The sequence below is a fragment of the Acinetobacter sp. A2 genome, assembly GCF_048537555.1.
In the GTDB taxonomy this organism is placed as follows: domain Bacteria; phylum Pseudomonadota; class Gammaproteobacteria; order Pseudomonadales; family Moraxellaceae; genus Acinetobacter.
Window position 1 is genome coordinate 2,279,253 of sequence record NZ_CP183239.1, and the last position, 15,930, is coordinate 2,295,182.

Genomic DNA, 15,930 nt, shown 5'->3' on the forward strand with positions numbered 1-15,930 from the left:
TTCAATTTAAAACACAGATAAAAAAGCCCGATCTGAATAGATCGGGCTTTGGGGTATTTGTTTACATCACATTTGCGATTGAATGTAGTTTTGCAAACCAATCAGCTCAATTAAACGTAATTGTTTTTCTAACCAGTAAGTGTGGTCTTCTTCGGTGTCGCTCATTTGCTGACGCAACATATCACGGCTGACATAGTCGCCTTTTTCTTCACACAATTTTACGCCTTGCGCCAATTTTTCACGCACTTCGTATTCCAGTTTTAAATCGGCTTTTAAGCAAGACACCACATCTTCGCCCACATCAACATCATCACGTTGCATATTCGGTGTGCCTTCAAGGAATAACACACGGCGAATCAAGGCATCTGCATGTTGCGCTTCTTCCTGCATTTCATGGTCAATGCGCTCAAAAATTTTGCTTAAGCCCCAATCTTCATACATACGCGAATGAATCAGGTATTGATCGCGAGCAGCCAGTTCGCCACCGATCAACATATTTAGATAGTCTACGACTTCTGGATTGCCACGCATTTGCTTCACTCCCTTTCTTGATCTAGTCATTATGGACATATTCGGTTTAAATTGCAAAAGTTAATTATTGTAAACCTATGATTTTTATAAAATTAAAATGAGAAACATACGCATTTGCAATTTAGTTTAAAAATTCCCATATATAAAACAAACGCTTGGAAAAACGGTGCAATAAAAATGACAACACAATGATTTTGCATCATTTTGTAAATACAGAATGAAAACTCATTTTGACGTTCGGATATTGTGAAAAATACCCAAAAAGCGGATTTTAAAACCCAGCTGCATTATCATAGCCACAAGTTCCATCACTTACGTAAAATAATGACAAATCTAAATCCCTCTGCACCCATTTTAGTCACAGGCGCAACAGGCTATATTGCCAGTTGGGTGATTAAAAACTTATTGGAGCAAGGTCATCAAGTGCATGCCACAGTCCGTGACCTCAACAAAACCCACAGTTTTCAGCACCTGACCGATATTGCAGCCAACAGCACTGGCAGCTTGCAATTATTTCAGGCCAACTTACTTGAAGATGGTGCGTTTGATGCCGCCATGCAGGGCTGTGAAATTGTGCTGCACATGGCTTCACCCTTTGTGGTCACCAATTATAAAGACGCAGTAAAAGACATTATTGAACCTGCGGTGATTGGCACCGAAAATGTTTTAAACAGTGTTAACCGTACTGCATCGGTAAAGCGTGTGGTGGTCACCTCTAGTATTGCCGCAACCTATGGTGATGCGATTGATATTTTAAAGACTGCACACAACCGTTTTGATGAAAGCCATTGGAATACGACCAGTAGTCCTGAACATCAGCCTTATCCTTATTCAAAAGTAGCAGCAGAACGTAAAGCTTGGGAAATGGTACAAGCACAGCAACGCTGGGATTTGGTCTGTATTAACCCTGCTTTGGTGCTCGGGCCATCCTTAACCAAAAACACGCAATCGGGCAGCGTGGAGGTTCTCTTGCAATTTGCCAATGGCTTAACGCTAGCAGGTGTGCCAGCCATGTGGAATGGTATTGTAGATGTACGTGATGTTGCCGATGCCCACATTCAAGCCGCTTTCAACCCTGCAGCGCAAGGTCGCTATATTATTAGTGGTGGTACATTCAGCTTACTGGAAATGGGCAAAATTTTGGCACAGCATTTTGGACGTAAATATCCGTTCCCACGTAATCAGTTACCTAAATTTGCCTTTAAAGCCTTTGGTCCTTTACTTGGTTTTTCCCGTAAATTTGTGGAACTGAATATGGGCTACCCAATTTATTTTAATGCGGAAAAAAGTCAGCGTGAATTGGGCATGCACTACCGCAATATTGAAACCAGTTTGATAGAGCACTTTCAGCAATTGATTGATGACGGGATTGTCAAAAAACGCTAAATCATCAACTTTTCTAATAAAACAAAGGCACTTCATCATGGAAGTGCCTTTGTTTTTAAGCAGATAAAATGCGCATGAATCATGCTTATTCAAGCACACCATATTCTTGCATGAGCTGAATAAACTCAGCTTCATTCATCACTTGCACACCCAACTTCTCGGCTTTTTCTAGCTTTGAGCCAGCTTTCTCACCAGCCACAACACATTTGGTTTTGCCCGACACACTGCCGCTGACCCGTGCACCCAACGCTTGCAATAATTGGGTTGCTTCATCGCGTCCCATTTGGCTTAAAGTACCCGTAATCACCCAGCTCTCACCATTTAACGGCTGGCGTGTTGGTGCTATCGGAGCATCCCAATGAATGCCTGCTGCCAATAATCGGTCCAATACTTCTAAATTATGCGGTGCTTGGAAAAAGTCTAAAATCCATTCTGCGGTAATGTCCCCCACATCTGGAGTTTTCTTTAATGCTTCTAGGTCAGCTTTACGCAAAGCCTCTAAAGTCTGGAAAGTATTGGCAAGCATGCGTGCTGTGGTTTCGCCCACACCCCGAATCCCCAAAGCATATATAAACGCAGCCAATGTGGTTTTTTTGCTATTTTCAATCGAGTCAATCAGGTTCTGAACTGACTTTTCACCCATTTTTTCAATGCTGAGCAAAGCATCGCGGTGTTCATGCAAATGATAAATATCGGCTACATTTTGCAGTAAATTCAAGTGCAGCAAGGATTCGACCCAACGATCGCCCAAACCTTCAATATCCATGGCTTTACGCGATACAAAATGACGAATCGCTTCAATACGCTGTGCTGCACAATACAAACCGCCTGAACAACGCGCCAACGCCTCACCTTCAGGCATCACCACAGGTGAATCACACACTGGGCATTGCTCTGGCAAATGGACTTCCTGCGCATCTGTAGGGCGGAATTCTGGCCAGACTTTTTCCACTTTCGGAATCACATCACCACTACGGTAAACGCTAACAGTATCGCCTAAACGCACATCTAAACGATGGATTTCACCAATATTATGCAAGGTCACATTAGATACTGTCACACCACCCACTGCGACTGGATTTAAACGCGCTACAGGGGTTAGCGTACCTGTACGACCTACTTGCCAGTCAATATTTTCAATAGTAGTTAAAGCCGCCACGGCAGGGAATTTATAAGCGGTTGCCCAACGTGGTTCACGACTTAAAAAACCCAATAGCTGTTGCTGTTTCAGCTCATTGACCTTGACCACCATGCCATCAATTTCAACGCTTAAATTCGGGCGTTCAAGGTTAATTTGTTCATAAGCGGCTTGAACTTCCTGAATGCTCTTGCAAACAAAATGACGTTCACCAATTTCAAAACCAAACTGTTCCAACCACGTTAAACTGTCTGACATGGTACTTTGCCCATGATGCGGTACACATTGCGCAATACCATAAGCATAGAATGCCAAAGGTCGCGATGCGGCAATACTCGGGTCTAACTGACGTAAACTGCCCGCTGCCGCATTACGTGGATTGGCAAAAGTTTTTTCACCTTTGGCTGTATTGGCAGCGTTAAGTTTTTCAAAGCCAAGTTTTGGCATTAGCACTTCGCCACGCACTTCCAAAAATTCAGGAATGGCAGTTGCATCCGCACTCAAGACTTTAGGCAAATTACGGATGGTTTTGACGTTGTGGGTAATATCTTCTCCAGTTTCGCCATCACCACGGGTCACACCACGCACCAATACCCCATGCTCGTACCAAAGCGAAATGGCCAGACCATCAAATTTGAGTTCAACATCGTATTCAATAGTTTGGTTAGGCAAGCGCTCTTCAACACGTCGTGCAAAGGCAAATAATTCTTCCTGATTAAAAACATTGCCTAAAGACAGCATCGGTACAGTGTGCGTCACACTGGTAAATTTCGCCAAAGGCGTACCACCGACTTTATTGGTTGGGGTATCAGGCTGCACCAAATCTGGATATTGCTGTTCTAGCGCTTTGAGCTGATGGAAAAGCTGATCATATTCACTGTCTGTAATTGTCGGTTGATCCATCACATAATAGGCATGATTGTGCTTGGCAAGCAGTTGAATCAATTGACGCATTTGCGCCACGACAGTTAAATCTACAGACATATTTTCCACCATAAAAAAGGGCGGTCTTGTTCCGCCCTTCTGTTTCTATGTAGCCGAGGCTACCATTTTGCTGACAGCATTATAAAAATGCCTGCCCTAAGTTGCAATTTATCTCAGATCACTTTGATTAATAATACTCTACGCAATTAAGCTTACACTGCGCAAAAATGCAGCATGTTAGCTATGACTTGCCTGACCCGCACGATAATCAATCGCTTGATGACGCCAGTGCTCACGTAATTGTGGGGTAAATTCCAAATGGTTTTGGTCATAGACCGTACCATCAATTTCACGCGCAATCAGTCCCGAAATACTAACCATGGTGTCAAAAGCATTTTGCACATCGCTATGCGGTAAAGCGAGGAAAAATGCCAAACCTTTAACCTGTTCAGTCGATAGCGTTTCTAAATCAAAGCCATCTGCGCCTTCATCATTAATTTGTAGCACAGAGAATAATAGCTTAGTGCCATCTTCGTTATAACGATGGAAACATGACATTTCACCAAAACGCAAACCGTATTTCATTAATACTTTTAAGGCCTTATCACCCGAAAGTATGCGACGCTCTGGGAATACATTCAGCGCAATAAAAGATTCCGCTGTGGCCAAAGCACTTTCTTCATCCATGATTTTTTGTTCATGCAAGTGCGAATCTAAAATGCTACTTTCTTCGTTAAATTCTGAAATTTCCGCAGTTTCAATGTGTTGATTCAGGCTGTATTCATTTGATGTTTTGGCCTGTTCACTGGTGTTTGGCTCAGTTTCTGCGATTACCTGTTGAATTTCATCTGACAATGAATATTCGGTCGTGTTAGATGTGGTCGATACTGTTGCAGTGCTTGGCTCAGCGACATCGGCAGTTACTGGCGCTGTTTCAGTCGTTACCTGAGCAGTCGTTTCAGAGGCATCTTGAGCTGACACATCGGTCTGTAGATTTGCCGTAGATTGAGTCGCTTCAGTACTTTTATCTGCAGTATCATCAGAAAATGCCTGTGGTTCAGTCTTGGCAGAAACTGGGGGTTCATGAACGGCATCTGCAGTCAAAGTCGGTTCTACCCGAACTGGAGTGGCGTCGCTCTGCAATTGATCACGTACATGCCGTGGAATAATTGGTTTTTGACTATCTGCATTAAACTGCAATTCAGAGTCCAATGACGGCGCTGAATCTGCTGGTTTTTTCAGAATCATTTTTAAACCAAACGCCATGATAATAATAGCGATGACAATTCCAACGATTGTGGTGATTTCCATATTATGCCTCCGCGACTAGGCCGTATTCTGCGGCTTCTTCTAAATTTACGGTTACTAATTTTGAGGTTCCCGGTTCAGGCATGGTAACACCTAAGAGGTCGGTTGCCATCGTCATAGCAAGTTTATTATGTGTAATGTAAATGAATTGGACTTGTTCAGAAAGTTCTTTTACTAAATTACAAAAACGTCCCACGTTGGCATCATCTAGCGGTGCATCAACTTCATCGAGCACACAAAATGGCGCTGGATTTAAACGGAAAATTGCAAAAACCAATGCCAACGCAGTCAGTGCTTTTTCACCACCAGAAAGTAAAGCTAAGGAACTGTTGCGCTTGCCTGGCGGACGTGCCATTAATTTTACTCCAGACTGCCAATCATCTTCCAAACTCAAACTCGCTTCACCGCCATTAAAGACTTTTGGAAACAGCTCCTGCAATTCGGCATTGATCTGATCAAAAGTACTCATAAACAATTTACGGGTTTCTTGATCAATACTTTTCATGGCCGCCTGCAACTGCGACACAGTATTTTCCAAATCTTCAATTTGATGGCTTAATTCTTCAAAACGGGCAGATACTTCTTCATATTCTTCCGAAGCTGCCAAATTGACTGCACCCAATTTATCAAACTGCTGCTGCGCTTTGGCCAGCTTCTGCTGATGTGCAGTCACATCAATTTGTAAACCAGTAATGATTTCACTGTTTAAATCTTTTAACAGTTCAGAATAATGCTGATAGTCCGACTTGGCCGACTGCCACGCCAAACGCTTTTCTTCAAGCTGTGCACGTAGCTGCTCATCTTGCTGCTGCTGTTGCTGGCGCTGTTCGGTCAATTGCTGCTGTTTGGACTGCACACTGTTCAATTCTACTTGCCATTCCTGCCAAGTTTTTTGCAGTTTTTCAGTCTGTTGCTGCTGCTCGGAAAACTGCGTTTCCAGCGCAGGTAATTCTAGTTGGACTGGATCGACAAACTTTTTGGCTTGTTCCATTTGCGCCACAATCTGTTGATATTGTGCTTTTAAGAAAGTGGCATCTTTTTCCAATAACTCAGTCTGCTGCTGGGTTTGCACTGCTTGACGACGCAGCAACTCTAGCTCTTGTTGCTGCTGCTGAAAAGTTTGCTGTGCTGTATCAAATTGCTCATTCAGCTGCTCGACCTGAAATTGCAAGGTTTTATATTGCGGCAAAGCCTGCTCAAGTTTAAATGCCAAAGCATGCAAATCAATTTCCAGATCATCTTTTTGCATGGCATCTTCTTCAAGTTGCTCATCTAACTGTGCCAATTGATTTTGCAACTGCTGTTGCTGTACAGCAAAGGCCTGCGCTGCACTTTCGGCTTTCGCAATTTGCACATCCACTGCCTGTACAGCCAGTTGCTGCTGTTTCAACGCCTGCTGTTGCTGCTGCAATTGCTGTTGTATGTGTTGTAATTGTTGCTGCAATTCGGGTAAATGCTGCACTGCCTGTTGCCATTGCGGCAATTGCAGCGCTAAAGCCTGCTCAATTTCATCCAAACGAATCCGATGGCTGAGCGCCCCTTGCCCCGCCTGCGCGGCTTCATCATAAAACAGCCCAATCACCCAATCAGGGCCAACATGATAACCATCTAAACTTAAAATAGATTGCCCTGCTTGCAATTGCGTTTGCAAAGCCAAAGCCTGTGATAAATTTTCTGCAATCGCAACCTGCTGCCACAAAGAACTTTGTGGTGCAGTAATCCAGTCACTTAAACATTCACAGCCAGACAATTGCATGGCCGATGTTTGGTGATCTGTAACAGCATTTACTTTTAACTGACGTGCGCAGCTGTCTTGAAAGGCGCTATTTAAATCGACCAACTGTGCAGATAGCCATTTAGATAAAAACTTTTCAATCAAACTGGCATGTGCTTTGGCTGTATCTGCAAGTTGTAATACTTGCATCAACTGCACTACATCGTTTGCCACTTTGGGACTTTGCTTAATGAGCAATTGATTTAGATTTTTCTGCTCAGACTGCAAAATCTGAATTTCGGATTTCAGCGCTGCACACTGTGTTTGATGCGATTGATACTGTGCCTGCAATGTACTCAGTTGCAGCGTAGTTTCCTGAATAAGCTGTTCTGAAACGCCTAATTCCATCTGCAAACGCTGCTTTTCATCGTGTAATTGCTGCAGGTTGTCTTGCCCATCCTGCTGCTGAATCTGAGCAAATTGCTGAGTCAAGGTTTGTTTTTGCTGTTCAATGCGGCTGATATTTTTGGCAAGCTGCTCACTTTGTGCCTGCATTTGCACATGTTTTTGTTGTTGTTGCTCTACTTGTGCCTTGATTTGTGCATACTGCTCGGTTTGACCACTTTGCTGGGCTTTTAAATCCTGCAACTGCTGTTGATGTTGCTGCGCTAACTGATCTTGCTGCTGCACATTACGCTGCTGTTCATCTTGTTGATCGGACAAAGTCTCTAGCTGCAATTCAATTAACTGCAAACGCTCTTTGGTTTGTGCTTTTTGTTGTTCTAACTGCGATAAGGTTGCAGTATTTTGCTGAAACAGACTTTGTTTTTGTTCCAGTGTCATTTTGAGTTCAGCCAGTTTTTTTTCTGCCTGCTGCCATTCTTGCTGCAACGGTGTCGATTGCTGAATTAAACGCTGAAATAATTCACTGGTTGCAGTTAAATCATGTTCCAAAGTAGTCAGCTCCGAACGTACCAGTTTAAAGCTTTCCCCAAGTTCATTCATACTCAAGGTATATTCTTGCTGTAAACGTGCACTGTGTTCGCATTGAAAAGACAGCACTTCTACTTTAATGGTACGAATTTCACTCTCAAGTGCTTTGTACTGAATGGCTGTTTCAGACTGACGCTTTAAAGTTTTCAGCTGTGATTTGAGTTCAGCTGCAATATCTTCCAAACGCGCAAGGTTTTGTGTGGTGTGATCCAAATGCAACATGGTTTCACGACGACGCGCCTGATAACGTGACACACCTGCGGCTTCTTCAATAAACACCCGCATTTCTTCAGGTTTGGCATCGACCAAACGGTTGATCATGCCCTGTTCAATAATTGCATATGAACGTGGGCCTAGACCTGTGCCTAAGAAAATATCGGTAATGTCACGACGGCGGCATTTGGTACCATTTAAAAAATATTCTGACTTGCCATCACGGTTGACCTGTCGACGGACTGACAGTTCATTATAGGCATTATAGGCACCGCCTAATTTGCCGTAGGTATTATCAAAACGCAGTTCTACACTGGCCACGCCCACTGGTTTACGCTTGGCGGTTCCCGTAAAAATGACATCCTGCATACTGCCACCACGCAGCTGACGTGCGCTGGACTCACCCATCACCCAACGAATGGCATCAATCACATTGGATTTACCACAGCCATTTGGCCCCACCACAGCGGTACGGTTGGCTTTAAAATGTAAGGTCGTACTGTCGGCAAAAGATTTAAAGCCAGAAAGTTTTAAGCTGCTTAAACGCATAATGTCCCAATTAACGGCGTGAACGTCTTGCCCAGGCAAGCTCGATCTGTTTCATACGGGTCAGAGATTCCAACACCAAGTTGCGCAAGTGTCGGCAAAAATCTTCCATAAATAAAGTGGCTTGTTGTGATTTTCTGCTTAAAATTGCATCACTCACCAGTTTAAATAATTCCAAAGATTCTTGTAACTCCCGACGCGAGGTATTTAAGGTTAAAAAATAGCTACGTCTTAGTGAAGGCAACAATTCCTGATAAAACTTCATCAAATAGATATTGCCAACCATGTCGGGCTGCTGTGCCAAATATTGAAATATTAAATCATAAAATTTTTCGGTATTGCCCAAACGACATTGCTCTGCCAACTGCAGCAAAAGCTGCTGTAAGATTTCAGCTTCATCTATGCGCCACGTATCGGCAATGCGTTGCACAATATAGCCCAACAGCAAACTGCTGCTATCAAATAACGCCCGCACTTGCTGTGCCGACATTTCTGTCACCATTGCCCCACGGCGCGGAAAAATTTCAATTAGATGGGTACGTTCCAATAACAACAACGCTTCACGCACCGATCCACGGCTGACATCTAGCTCTTTGGCAATGCGCAGTTCCTGAATACGCTCACCTTCAACCAAATCACCACTAATAATTTGCTCAGCAATATGTTGGGCTATTTGTTCCGACAAACTCTCTGATTCTTGTTGTTGCATACTGTTCCTATCTTGTTTTTATAAGATGCAGCGATGAAGTTCAGGACTGTATGATTTACAGCTACAGCATAAGTATTGAGCAGCAAACTTACTGTAACACCACAGTCCCAAACGAAGCATCTGACTTTTTTACTGCGAAACAGATCACATAACCATGACATTGTCTGACAATTTCATGGCGCTATAGCCAATTTTACACGGCTTAAAATAAAGAAAATAGATAAAAAATAAAGAATACTGCCCGCAGAAATTAGAAAAATGCACGCAGCCCCTGATAGACAAAGTAACATCCGACTGTGGTCAACAAACAGGCGAAACATTTTTTTAGCATTGCTGGCGATAAGCGATGTGCGACTTTAGCGCCTACTTTTGCCGTAATAAAGCTCATCACACTAATACCAATAAAGGCATAAATATGAATATAACCAATGGTATTCGGTACAGCGACTTCTGCTTGCTTACCAAACCAGATAAAACCCAATGCGCCTGCAATTGCAATTGGCAAACCACAAGCTGCTGAAGTTGCTACAGCTTTTTGCATCACGACACCATAACGGCTTAAATACGGCACAGTTAAACTGCCGCCGCCAATACCAAAAATCGCAGAGGCGATGCCAATTCCACCGCCTGCCATGACTTGCATTGGTGTAGATGGCAAATGATGAGATGGAGCTACTGCAACATTTGCCCCTCTAAACATTTTAAAAGCGACCCACAACGCAAAAGCACCAATGAGTAACTGTAAGCCTTGACCAGAAAGAAAATCGGCAATGCCGGCTCCCACAAATGCACCAACCACCAAACCCGGTGCAAGATTACGGAACACAGACCACATCACCGCACCTTTTTTATGATGCGCACTGACTGAACTAATTGAAGTCACAATAATGGTCGCCAATGACGTTCCCACGGCCATGTGCATTAACACCGAAGGATCATAATTGAGTTGAGTGAACACAATATATAAAATTGGCACAATAATTAAGCCACCACCGACACCAAACAGCCCTGCTGTAAATCCGGCAATTGCACCAATCAATAAATATATGATTAACTCCATAAATATATTCCACTATTTGTAAATTCGTATGGATGTAGAAACCCGACAACTGCAACAACAACTCACAGAAGCAGGTCAGCTTCCAGAAGTACTCATCCTGAAGCCGATTACCACGTCTACCAATGATGATGTACGGGAAATTGCACAAAAAGGTGTGCAGAGTGTCTTGGTCTGTAGTACCAGACAAACGCATGGTCGAGGACAACGTCAACGGCAATGGGTATCACCCGAAGGGAACATCTATTTAAGCACATTGCTAAATTTACGAACACCTGTAAATGGGTGTTTAGCTTTAGAAGTTGCGTTAAATATCTTGCAAATGCCGAGTCTAGAGGCGCTTGATCTACAAGTAAAATGGCCGAATGACTTATACAGCCCACAAGGCAAATGGGGCGGCATCTTAATTGAGCCAATTTCGGCTCAGCAAGTAATCGTCGGTGTCGGACTCAATCTTTCACCTGTCAGCTCACCCGTCATTGATCAAAAAACCACATCTCTGACCGAGCTTGGTTTAACCTCAATAAACCGTATCAGTTTAGTTGCAGAACTTTATCTTGCTATCCAGCAAGCCTGCGACTGGTTTAATCATGATTGCTACAATTTAGCATCCCGCTTTAATCACTATGCAGCATTCAAACAACAACGAGTGGAATTTGAACACTTTAAAGGCACGTGCGAGGGTGTGTTTTTAGGTATTCAGGATGATGGCGCAGTGCAAATTGAAACGGCACAGGGTATCGAAGTTTTTTATCAAGGTCGATTACGCCCGCTTGATTTAGCCACCGAGTCAACATCATGAAAAATTTATGGCTAGATATTGGTAATACCCGCCTGAAGTACTGGGTAACTGAGAATGAACGTGTGATCGAGCATGAGGCAGAATTACATTTGCAATCTCCTGCCGATTTATTACTTGGCTTAATTCAACATTTTAAAAGCCTGAATGTGCATAAAGTCGGTGTGTCTTCAGTACAAGATCAGAAGAACAACCAACGCATTCATTTGATTTTAAAGACTCTGAATGTGCCTGTGATTTATGCCAAAGTACATGCTGATTATGCAGGCTTGCACTGTGAATATGACATTAAGCAACTTGGGATTGACCGCTGGCTACAAGTGCTTGCCGTTGCCAGTGATCCACAAGAAAACTACTGTGTCATCAGTTGTGGTACAGCTTTGACTATTGATTTAGCTGATGGATTAACTCATATAGGCGGCTACATTTTACCGAATCTGTATTTACAACGTGATGCGCTCATTCAAAATACCAAAGGCATTAAAATTCCAGATGCGGCCTTTGATGAACTCACCCCAGGACGCAGCACCATCGATGCGGTTCATCATGGTATTTTATTGGGTTTACTTAGCACCATTGAACATGTAATTCGGCAATCGCCACGCAAACTAATTTTAACAGGTGGCGATGCCCCGCTATTTGCCAAGTTTTTGCAACAATATCAACCACAAGTCGAGCAAGATTTATTGCTAAAAGGTTTGCAGCGTTATATTGAATACGCACCTATAGCAACAGAATAGACGCCCCTAAAGCGTAGTAGGCTCCAAGTTCACAAAATGCGGAAAGTGCTCTGCATAATGCAAAGCACTCATTTTTAAACGCGCTGCAGCCGACTCATCTAAAGTTTTCACGACTTTACCTGGTGAGCCCATCACCACAGAATTATCTGGAATGACTTTGCCTTCAGGAATTAAAGCATTGGCACCAATAATACAATTTTTCCCAATCACAGCATGATTCAACACCACAGCATTAATGCCTATCAGGCTATTATCACCCACGGTACAACCATGTAGCATGGCCTGATGCCCAATGGTGACATAATCACCAATATTCATTTCAATGCCTGCATCGGTATGCAAAACCGCATTTTCCTGCACATTACTAAAATGCCCGATTTTGATTTTGCTGTTGTCGGCTCGAATCACCGCGCCAAACCAGACACTAACTTTCTGTCCAAGCTCTACCTGACCAATCACTGTGGCATTATCAGCCACCCAGCCATCCCATGGGTGTTGTAAAGCTTTAGGTGCATGACCTTGAAATTTATACAGCATGATTCCTTCCTTTGAGTGTAAATGTCGGTATTTGTTATAAAGTCAGCTTATTTTTTAAATTTGGGTGAGTTCAGTAAGAACGGCCATTCTTTACGATAATCCAGACCGTATTCAAACAAGGACACCAACATGCGCGCAGTTAAACCCCAAACCACTTCATCTTCAACTTGCATACTCGGAAAGTATAATTTTTGTTGAGCAAAATTCACCTCATAAGGCATGGGTGGTGCTTCCATCAAATGCTGCAACGATGCAAAAAAGATTCGATCAATTTCTGAAGGTTGTGGAATTAATTCAACTTCTGGAGAGATGAGCCCCACCACAGGTTTAACCAACATCCCATTACGGGCTTTTTGCATAGGCAAGTCGCCGATCAATTGCACATCAAAGGGATTTAACGCAGTTTCTTCCTGTGCCTCGCGCAATGCCACCACAATATTACTGGTATCTTGTGGATCGCGTTTCCCCCCAGGAAAAGACACCTCGCCTGCATGGTTATTTAATAAAGTAGAACGGCGTGTTAACAGTACTTTAGGATCATGCTCATCTGTAATTGCAATCAATACCGCAGCATGCGCTTCTCTAAGTGTTTTGGAAAAGCGCAAACGTTGCTGTAATAGATGCGTGAGCGAATGATCAAACATACTTTATTGTTCTCCTTGTTTTATTATTTCATCATAGCTGAAATGCACGAGCAATAGATAGAGAGGATGCCAAAGTCGAAATTTTCAGTTATTCTGAGAACTCCCTTCGGCAATGACGATCAATATGAACTTTTGTGGCAATTGTGGGCAAAAAACAATAACTAAAATACCGCTTGGCGATCAACAACTGCGTCAGGTATGTCGTGCCTGTGGCACGATTCATTACGTCAATCCTAAAGTCATTTGCGGTGCCTTAGTCACTTGGGAAAATAAAGTTTTGTTGTGCCGCCGTGCCATTGAGCCACGTTATGGTCTATGGACTTTACCTGCGGGCTACATGGAAATGTTTGAAACCATGGAACAAGGTTCAGCACGTGAAACCCGTGAAGAAGCCGAAGCAGAAATTAAGATTGAACAACTGTATTGTATGTACAACATTCCGCGTATTGGACAAATTTATGTGCTGTTCAAGGCGCAATTGTTGAATGGTCAATTTGGTGCAGGTGAGGAAACCATTGAATCACGCCTATTTAGCGAAGATGAAATTCCGTGGTCAGAACTGGCTTTCCCGAGTGTAGAAAGAACTTTGCAACACTACTTTGCAGATCGAAAGAACAATCATTTCACCACACATTTAGAAACATTAGGTTCTCGTACCGATCATACGGGTTAAGTATGAAAGCTTTAATTCCACAGCGAGTAACAAACAGTTAAAAAATAAGCCCATCGTCAAGATGGGCTTATTGTTTTCAACATGATGAAGCGATTAGGTACGGACTTTATTTGCCTGATCGCAACTTGCCACCGCCATACTTACGGTACCACCTTGAATTTTACTTAAGGCCTGATCAGCTTCAGAAGCTTGATTTGTGCTCTGATTCACGTAAGTCGCTAACTGTGCATTATAAATATTACTCCAATGCACCGTAGAACCACTAAAGTCTGACAAGGTGATATGAGTCGAATTTCCAGCCACCAAATTGCCAATATTGGCACGAGCCCCACCCACTACGATACTTTGATTGCTAGTCCCTTCCACCTGTTCAATTTTGGTATTTAAACCAATCACAGCTCCATCCAATTGCTGAAAACGTGAATTGGCCAATATCATACGCAACGTTACGGCCTTATTATCTACATCAGCTGTACCTAAAACTCCAATACGATGTTGAGTGATACCATTTGTATCTACCAAATTTGCTTCAGATTGACTCAGAGTTGCACACTGACCCGACATGTCTGTTTCCGTTGCATTTGCTCCAATATCTGTCCGAATATTGCCATGTTCATCCAGCACAATTCCCAGTTTGACTGGCGTAGCCGTGCTATTCGCAAAATTGAAAGTTAAGGTCGCATATAAAGGGAAAATATAAGACTCATCAACATTCACATTTTTCACGGTTTTAAAAACACGATTATCTAAAAAGTTCACTGGAAAAAATTTATAGGCATCAAATGAACCTTTAAACTGATCCGTCCCAATAGTTTGCTGCCACAAACCGTAATCGGCAGGATTTGCTGTACTTAATTTAGTCAGAAGTTTATAAAAGCCCTCTGTGCCCGCAATCAAATAGTCGTTATAGACTTTACCTTGAGTAATTTGAAAATCATCGGCAGTATTGGTGCTTACACTAAAACGGAATGGTTCTGTTATACGCTTGGTAAGCGGATCAACCCAAGTCGTTTGTGGAGCTGCTGTCATACGGTCAGGACGTGCGTTACGAATCAGGTCACCACTCACAGATAAGATTGGATTAGCACTACTTGCTGTTACAGCCCCTTTCCACTGCACGCCGTAACCGAAAGTATAACCTGCACGGTCCGTAATCAGCTGATATTGTCCAATTAAGTGCTTTAATGCAGGGGTTGCTGTCTTACAATCTGTTAAGTTACAACCATATAAACCTTGGGGTAATTGAGAATCTTCTTTAGCCAAAATTGGATAATTGGCTTGATACAATGCCGAATTATTCATATATACCAAAGTATTCAGGGCCTGAGATGCTGTTTCCTGAGAAATTGGGGACACATCTACCCAAGGACGTAAAATTAAAGCGTAGGCACCTGAACTAAAATCAGTAGCCTTAACAGAAGTGCCTATATCAGCCAATTGTTCTTTTTTCAGGGTTGAAATATATAAAGGTTGAATATCACCCGGGACAGATTTTCCTGTTTCAACAGACAAAGCCTGTAAAATTCTCACAATGGCAGTCGCCACTTGAACAGTATCATCTCTAGGATTATTTAAACTTGTGGCTGCTCGACCAGTTAAGCCTCTTGCCATATCCAACACGCTTAAACGTGGGAACCCTGCACCTGCCGCACTCACTACCCCAATATCTGCTAGTGATACTGTGCCCAAATCAATTTGCTGATTGGTCTTTTCCTGAATAAAGAAGTGTACTTTATCGCCTGCCTTACATTTTCCAGTAGCAGCATTACTCGTTGGCTCAATGAAGGTCATATAAGTTTTACTGGCATCACTACTACAGGTAAAGTTCAAACCATCAACTGGGTAATCCAACGCAAACTCGACACAGTCGGTAGTATTCGAGGCGCAACTTCCATTCACGTAGAGTACAGGGTTTGGTTCTGGATTAATGTTGGCACTTTCTCCACCGCAACCACTTAAAGCTGCCAGCAATGCCGTACTCGCAAAAGGTAAAATCTGTCTAATTTTCATCCTGAATT

Annotated in this window: 13 protein-coding genes; 4 read left to right on the forward strand and 9 right to left on the reverse strand. The window is 42.9% G+C overall.

What is annotated here, in order from left to right; translation table 11 throughout:
* Positions 1 to 66: 66 nt before the first annotated feature.
* On the reverse strand, positions 67 to 531 hold the full coding sequence (ftn, locus tag ACNS8M_RS10855) for a heteropolymeric bacterioferritin subunit Ftn (RefSeq protein ID WP_168418812.1): 465 nt from the start codon (positions 529 to 531) through the stop codon (positions 67 to 69).
* A 324-nt stretch (positions 532 to 855) separates the two neighbouring features.
* Here ftn and ACNS8M_RS10860 point away from each other — a divergent pair, with 324 nt between their 5' ends.
* Positions 856 to 1,917, forward strand: a complete 1,062-nt coding sequence (locus tag ACNS8M_RS10860) for an SDR family oxidoreductase (protein ID WP_168541611.1) — start codon at positions 856 to 858, stop codon at positions 1,915 to 1,917.
* 85 nt (positions 1,918 to 2,002) lie between these two features.
* Here the strand turns inward: ACNS8M_RS10860 and ligA are convergent, their stop codons facing one another.
* From ligA to ACNS8M_RS10885, 5 genes are all read right to left on the reverse strand, one after another.
* The gene (gene ligA, locus ACNS8M_RS10865; protein ID WP_168541609.1) at positions 2,003 to 4,039 is read right to left on the reverse strand and encodes an NAD-dependent DNA ligase LigA; all 2,037 of its coding nucleotides are present in this window, start codon (positions 4,037 to 4,039) and stop codon (positions 2,003 to 2,005) included.
* Between the two features lie 177 nt (positions 4,040 to 4,216).
* Positions 4,217 to 5,290, reverse strand: coding sequence for a cell division protein ZipA C-terminal FtsZ-binding domain-containing protein (locus tag ACNS8M_RS10870; RefSeq protein ID WP_168461227.1), 1,074 nt, complete (start codon positions 5,288 to 5,290; stop codon positions 4,217 to 4,219).
* Between the two features lies 1 nt (position 5,291).
* Positions 5,292 to 8,756 (reverse strand): chromosome segregation protein SMC, encoded by a 3,465-nt coding sequence (gene smc, locus ACNS8M_RS10875; RefSeq protein WP_168541607.1) that lies wholly within the window; start codon positions 8,754 to 8,756, stop codon positions 5,292 to 5,294.
* A 10-nt stretch (positions 8,757 to 8,766) separates the two neighbouring features.
* Positions 8,767 to 9,462 (reverse strand): GntR family transcriptional regulator, encoded by a 696-nt coding sequence (locus ACNS8M_RS10880; protein ID WP_168461231.1) that lies wholly within the window; start codon positions 9,460 to 9,462, stop codon positions 8,767 to 8,769.
* A 250-nt stretch (positions 9,463 to 9,712) separates the two neighbouring features.
* Positions 9,713 to 10,522, reverse strand: coding sequence for a sulfite exporter TauE/SafE family protein (locus ACNS8M_RS10885; protein ID WP_168461233.1), 810 nt, complete (start codon positions 10,520 to 10,522; stop codon positions 9,713 to 9,715).
* A 28-nt stretch (positions 10,523 to 10,550) separates the two neighbouring features.
* On the opposite strand from ACNS8M_RS10885, the gene ACNS8M_RS10890 reads away from it, so the two are divergent.
* A complete protein-coding gene (locus ACNS8M_RS10890) occupies positions 10,551 to 11,321 on the forward strand; it encodes a biotin--[acetyl-CoA-carboxylase] ligase (protein ID WP_168541605.1) in 771 nt (256 codons plus the stop codon).
* On the forward strand, positions 11,318 to 12,058 hold the full coding sequence (locus ACNS8M_RS10895) for a type III pantothenate kinase (protein ID WP_168541603.1): 741 nt from the start codon (positions 11,318 to 11,320) through the stop codon (positions 12,056 to 12,058). The genes ACNS8M_RS10890 and ACNS8M_RS10895 overlap by 4 nt, the downstream gene beginning before the upstream one ends.
* 6 nt (positions 12,059 to 12,064) lie before the next feature.
* On the opposite strand, the gene ACNS8M_RS10900 is transcribed toward ACNS8M_RS10895, so the two are convergent.
* On the reverse strand, positions 12,065 to 12,595 hold the full coding sequence (locus ACNS8M_RS10900) for a gamma carbonic anhydrase family protein (protein ID WP_168541601.1): 531 nt from the start codon (positions 12,593 to 12,595) through the stop codon (positions 12,065 to 12,067).
* 47 nt (positions 12,596 to 12,642) lie between these two features.
* Positions 12,643 to 13,239, reverse strand: a complete 597-nt coding sequence (locus ACNS8M_RS10905) for a CoA pyrophosphatase (protein ID WP_168418802.1) — start codon at positions 13,237 to 13,239, stop codon at positions 12,643 to 12,645.
* A gap of 124 nt (positions 13,240 to 13,363) precedes the next feature.
* On the opposite strand from ACNS8M_RS10905, the gene ACNS8M_RS10910 reads away from it, so the two are divergent.
* Entirely contained in the window at positions 13,364 to 13,912 is a 549-nt protein-coding gene (locus tag ACNS8M_RS10910) for an NUDIX hydrolase (protein ID WP_168541599.1), read from the forward strand.
* Positions 13,913 to 14,005: 93 nt separating this feature from the next.
* On the opposite strand, the gene ACNS8M_RS10915 is transcribed toward ACNS8M_RS10910, so the two are convergent.
* Positions 14,006 to 15,922: a flagellar protein FilF gene (locus ACNS8M_RS10915; protein ID WP_419224809.1), complete on the reverse strand. Its 1,917-nt coding sequence runs from the start codon at positions 15,920 to 15,922 to the stop codon at positions 14,006 to 14,008.
* Positions 15,923 to 15,930 lie beyond the last annotated feature (8 nt).

What these genes read in the sequence shown, in the direction of transcription:
- ACNS8M_RS10915 (WP_419224809.1), bottom strand. Translation starts at nt 15,922, where the DNA reads ATGAAAATTAGACAGATTTTACCTTTTGCGAGTACGGCATTGCTGGCA.
- ligA (WP_168541609.1), bottom strand. Translation starts at nt 4,039, where the DNA reads ATGTCTGTAGATTTAACTGTCGTGGCGCAAATGCGTCAATTGATTCAA.
- ACNS8M_RS10900 (WP_168541601.1), bottom strand. Translation starts at nt 12,595, where the DNA reads ATGCTGTATAAATTTCAAGGTCATGCACCTAAAGCTTTACAACACCCA.
- ACNS8M_RS10890 (WP_168541605.1), top strand. Translation starts at nt 10,551, where the DNA reads ATGGATGTAGAAACCCGACAACTGCAACAACAACTCACAGAAGCAGGT.
- ACNS8M_RS10895 (WP_168541603.1), top strand. Translation starts at nt 11,318, where the DNA reads ATGAAAAATTTATGGCTAGATATTGGTAATACCCGCCTGAAGTACTGG.
- ACNS8M_RS10870 (WP_168461227.1), bottom strand. Translation starts at nt 5,290, where the DNA reads ATGGAAATCACCACAATCGTTGGAATTGTCATCGCTATTATTATCATG.
- ACNS8M_RS10910 (WP_168541599.1), top strand. Translation starts at nt 13,364, where the DNA reads ATGAACTTTTGTGGCAATTGTGGGCAAAAAACAATAACTAAAATACCG.
- ACNS8M_RS10905 (WP_168418802.1), bottom strand. Translation starts at nt 13,239, where the DNA reads ATGTTTGATCATTCGCTCACGCATCTATTACAGCAACGTTTGCGCTTT.
- ACNS8M_RS10860 (WP_168541611.1), top strand. Translation starts at nt 856, where the DNA reads ATGACAAATCTAAATCCCTCTGCACCCATTTTAGTCACAGGCGCAACA.
- ACNS8M_RS10880 (WP_168461231.1), bottom strand. Translation starts at nt 9,462, where the DNA reads ATGCAACAACAAGAATCAGAGAGTTTGTCGGAACAAATAGCCCAACAT.
- smc (WP_168541607.1), bottom strand. Translation starts at nt 8,756, where the DNA reads ATGCGTTTAAGCAGCTTAAAACTTTCTGGCTTTAAATCTTTTGCCGAC.
- ACNS8M_RS10885 (WP_168461233.1), bottom strand. Translation starts at nt 10,522, where the DNA reads ATGGAGTTAATCATATATTTATTGATTGGTGCAATTGCCGGATTTACA.
- ftn (WP_168418812.1), bottom strand. Translation starts at nt 531, where the DNA reads ATGCGTGGCAATCCAGAAGTCGTAGACTATCTAAATATGTTGATCGGT.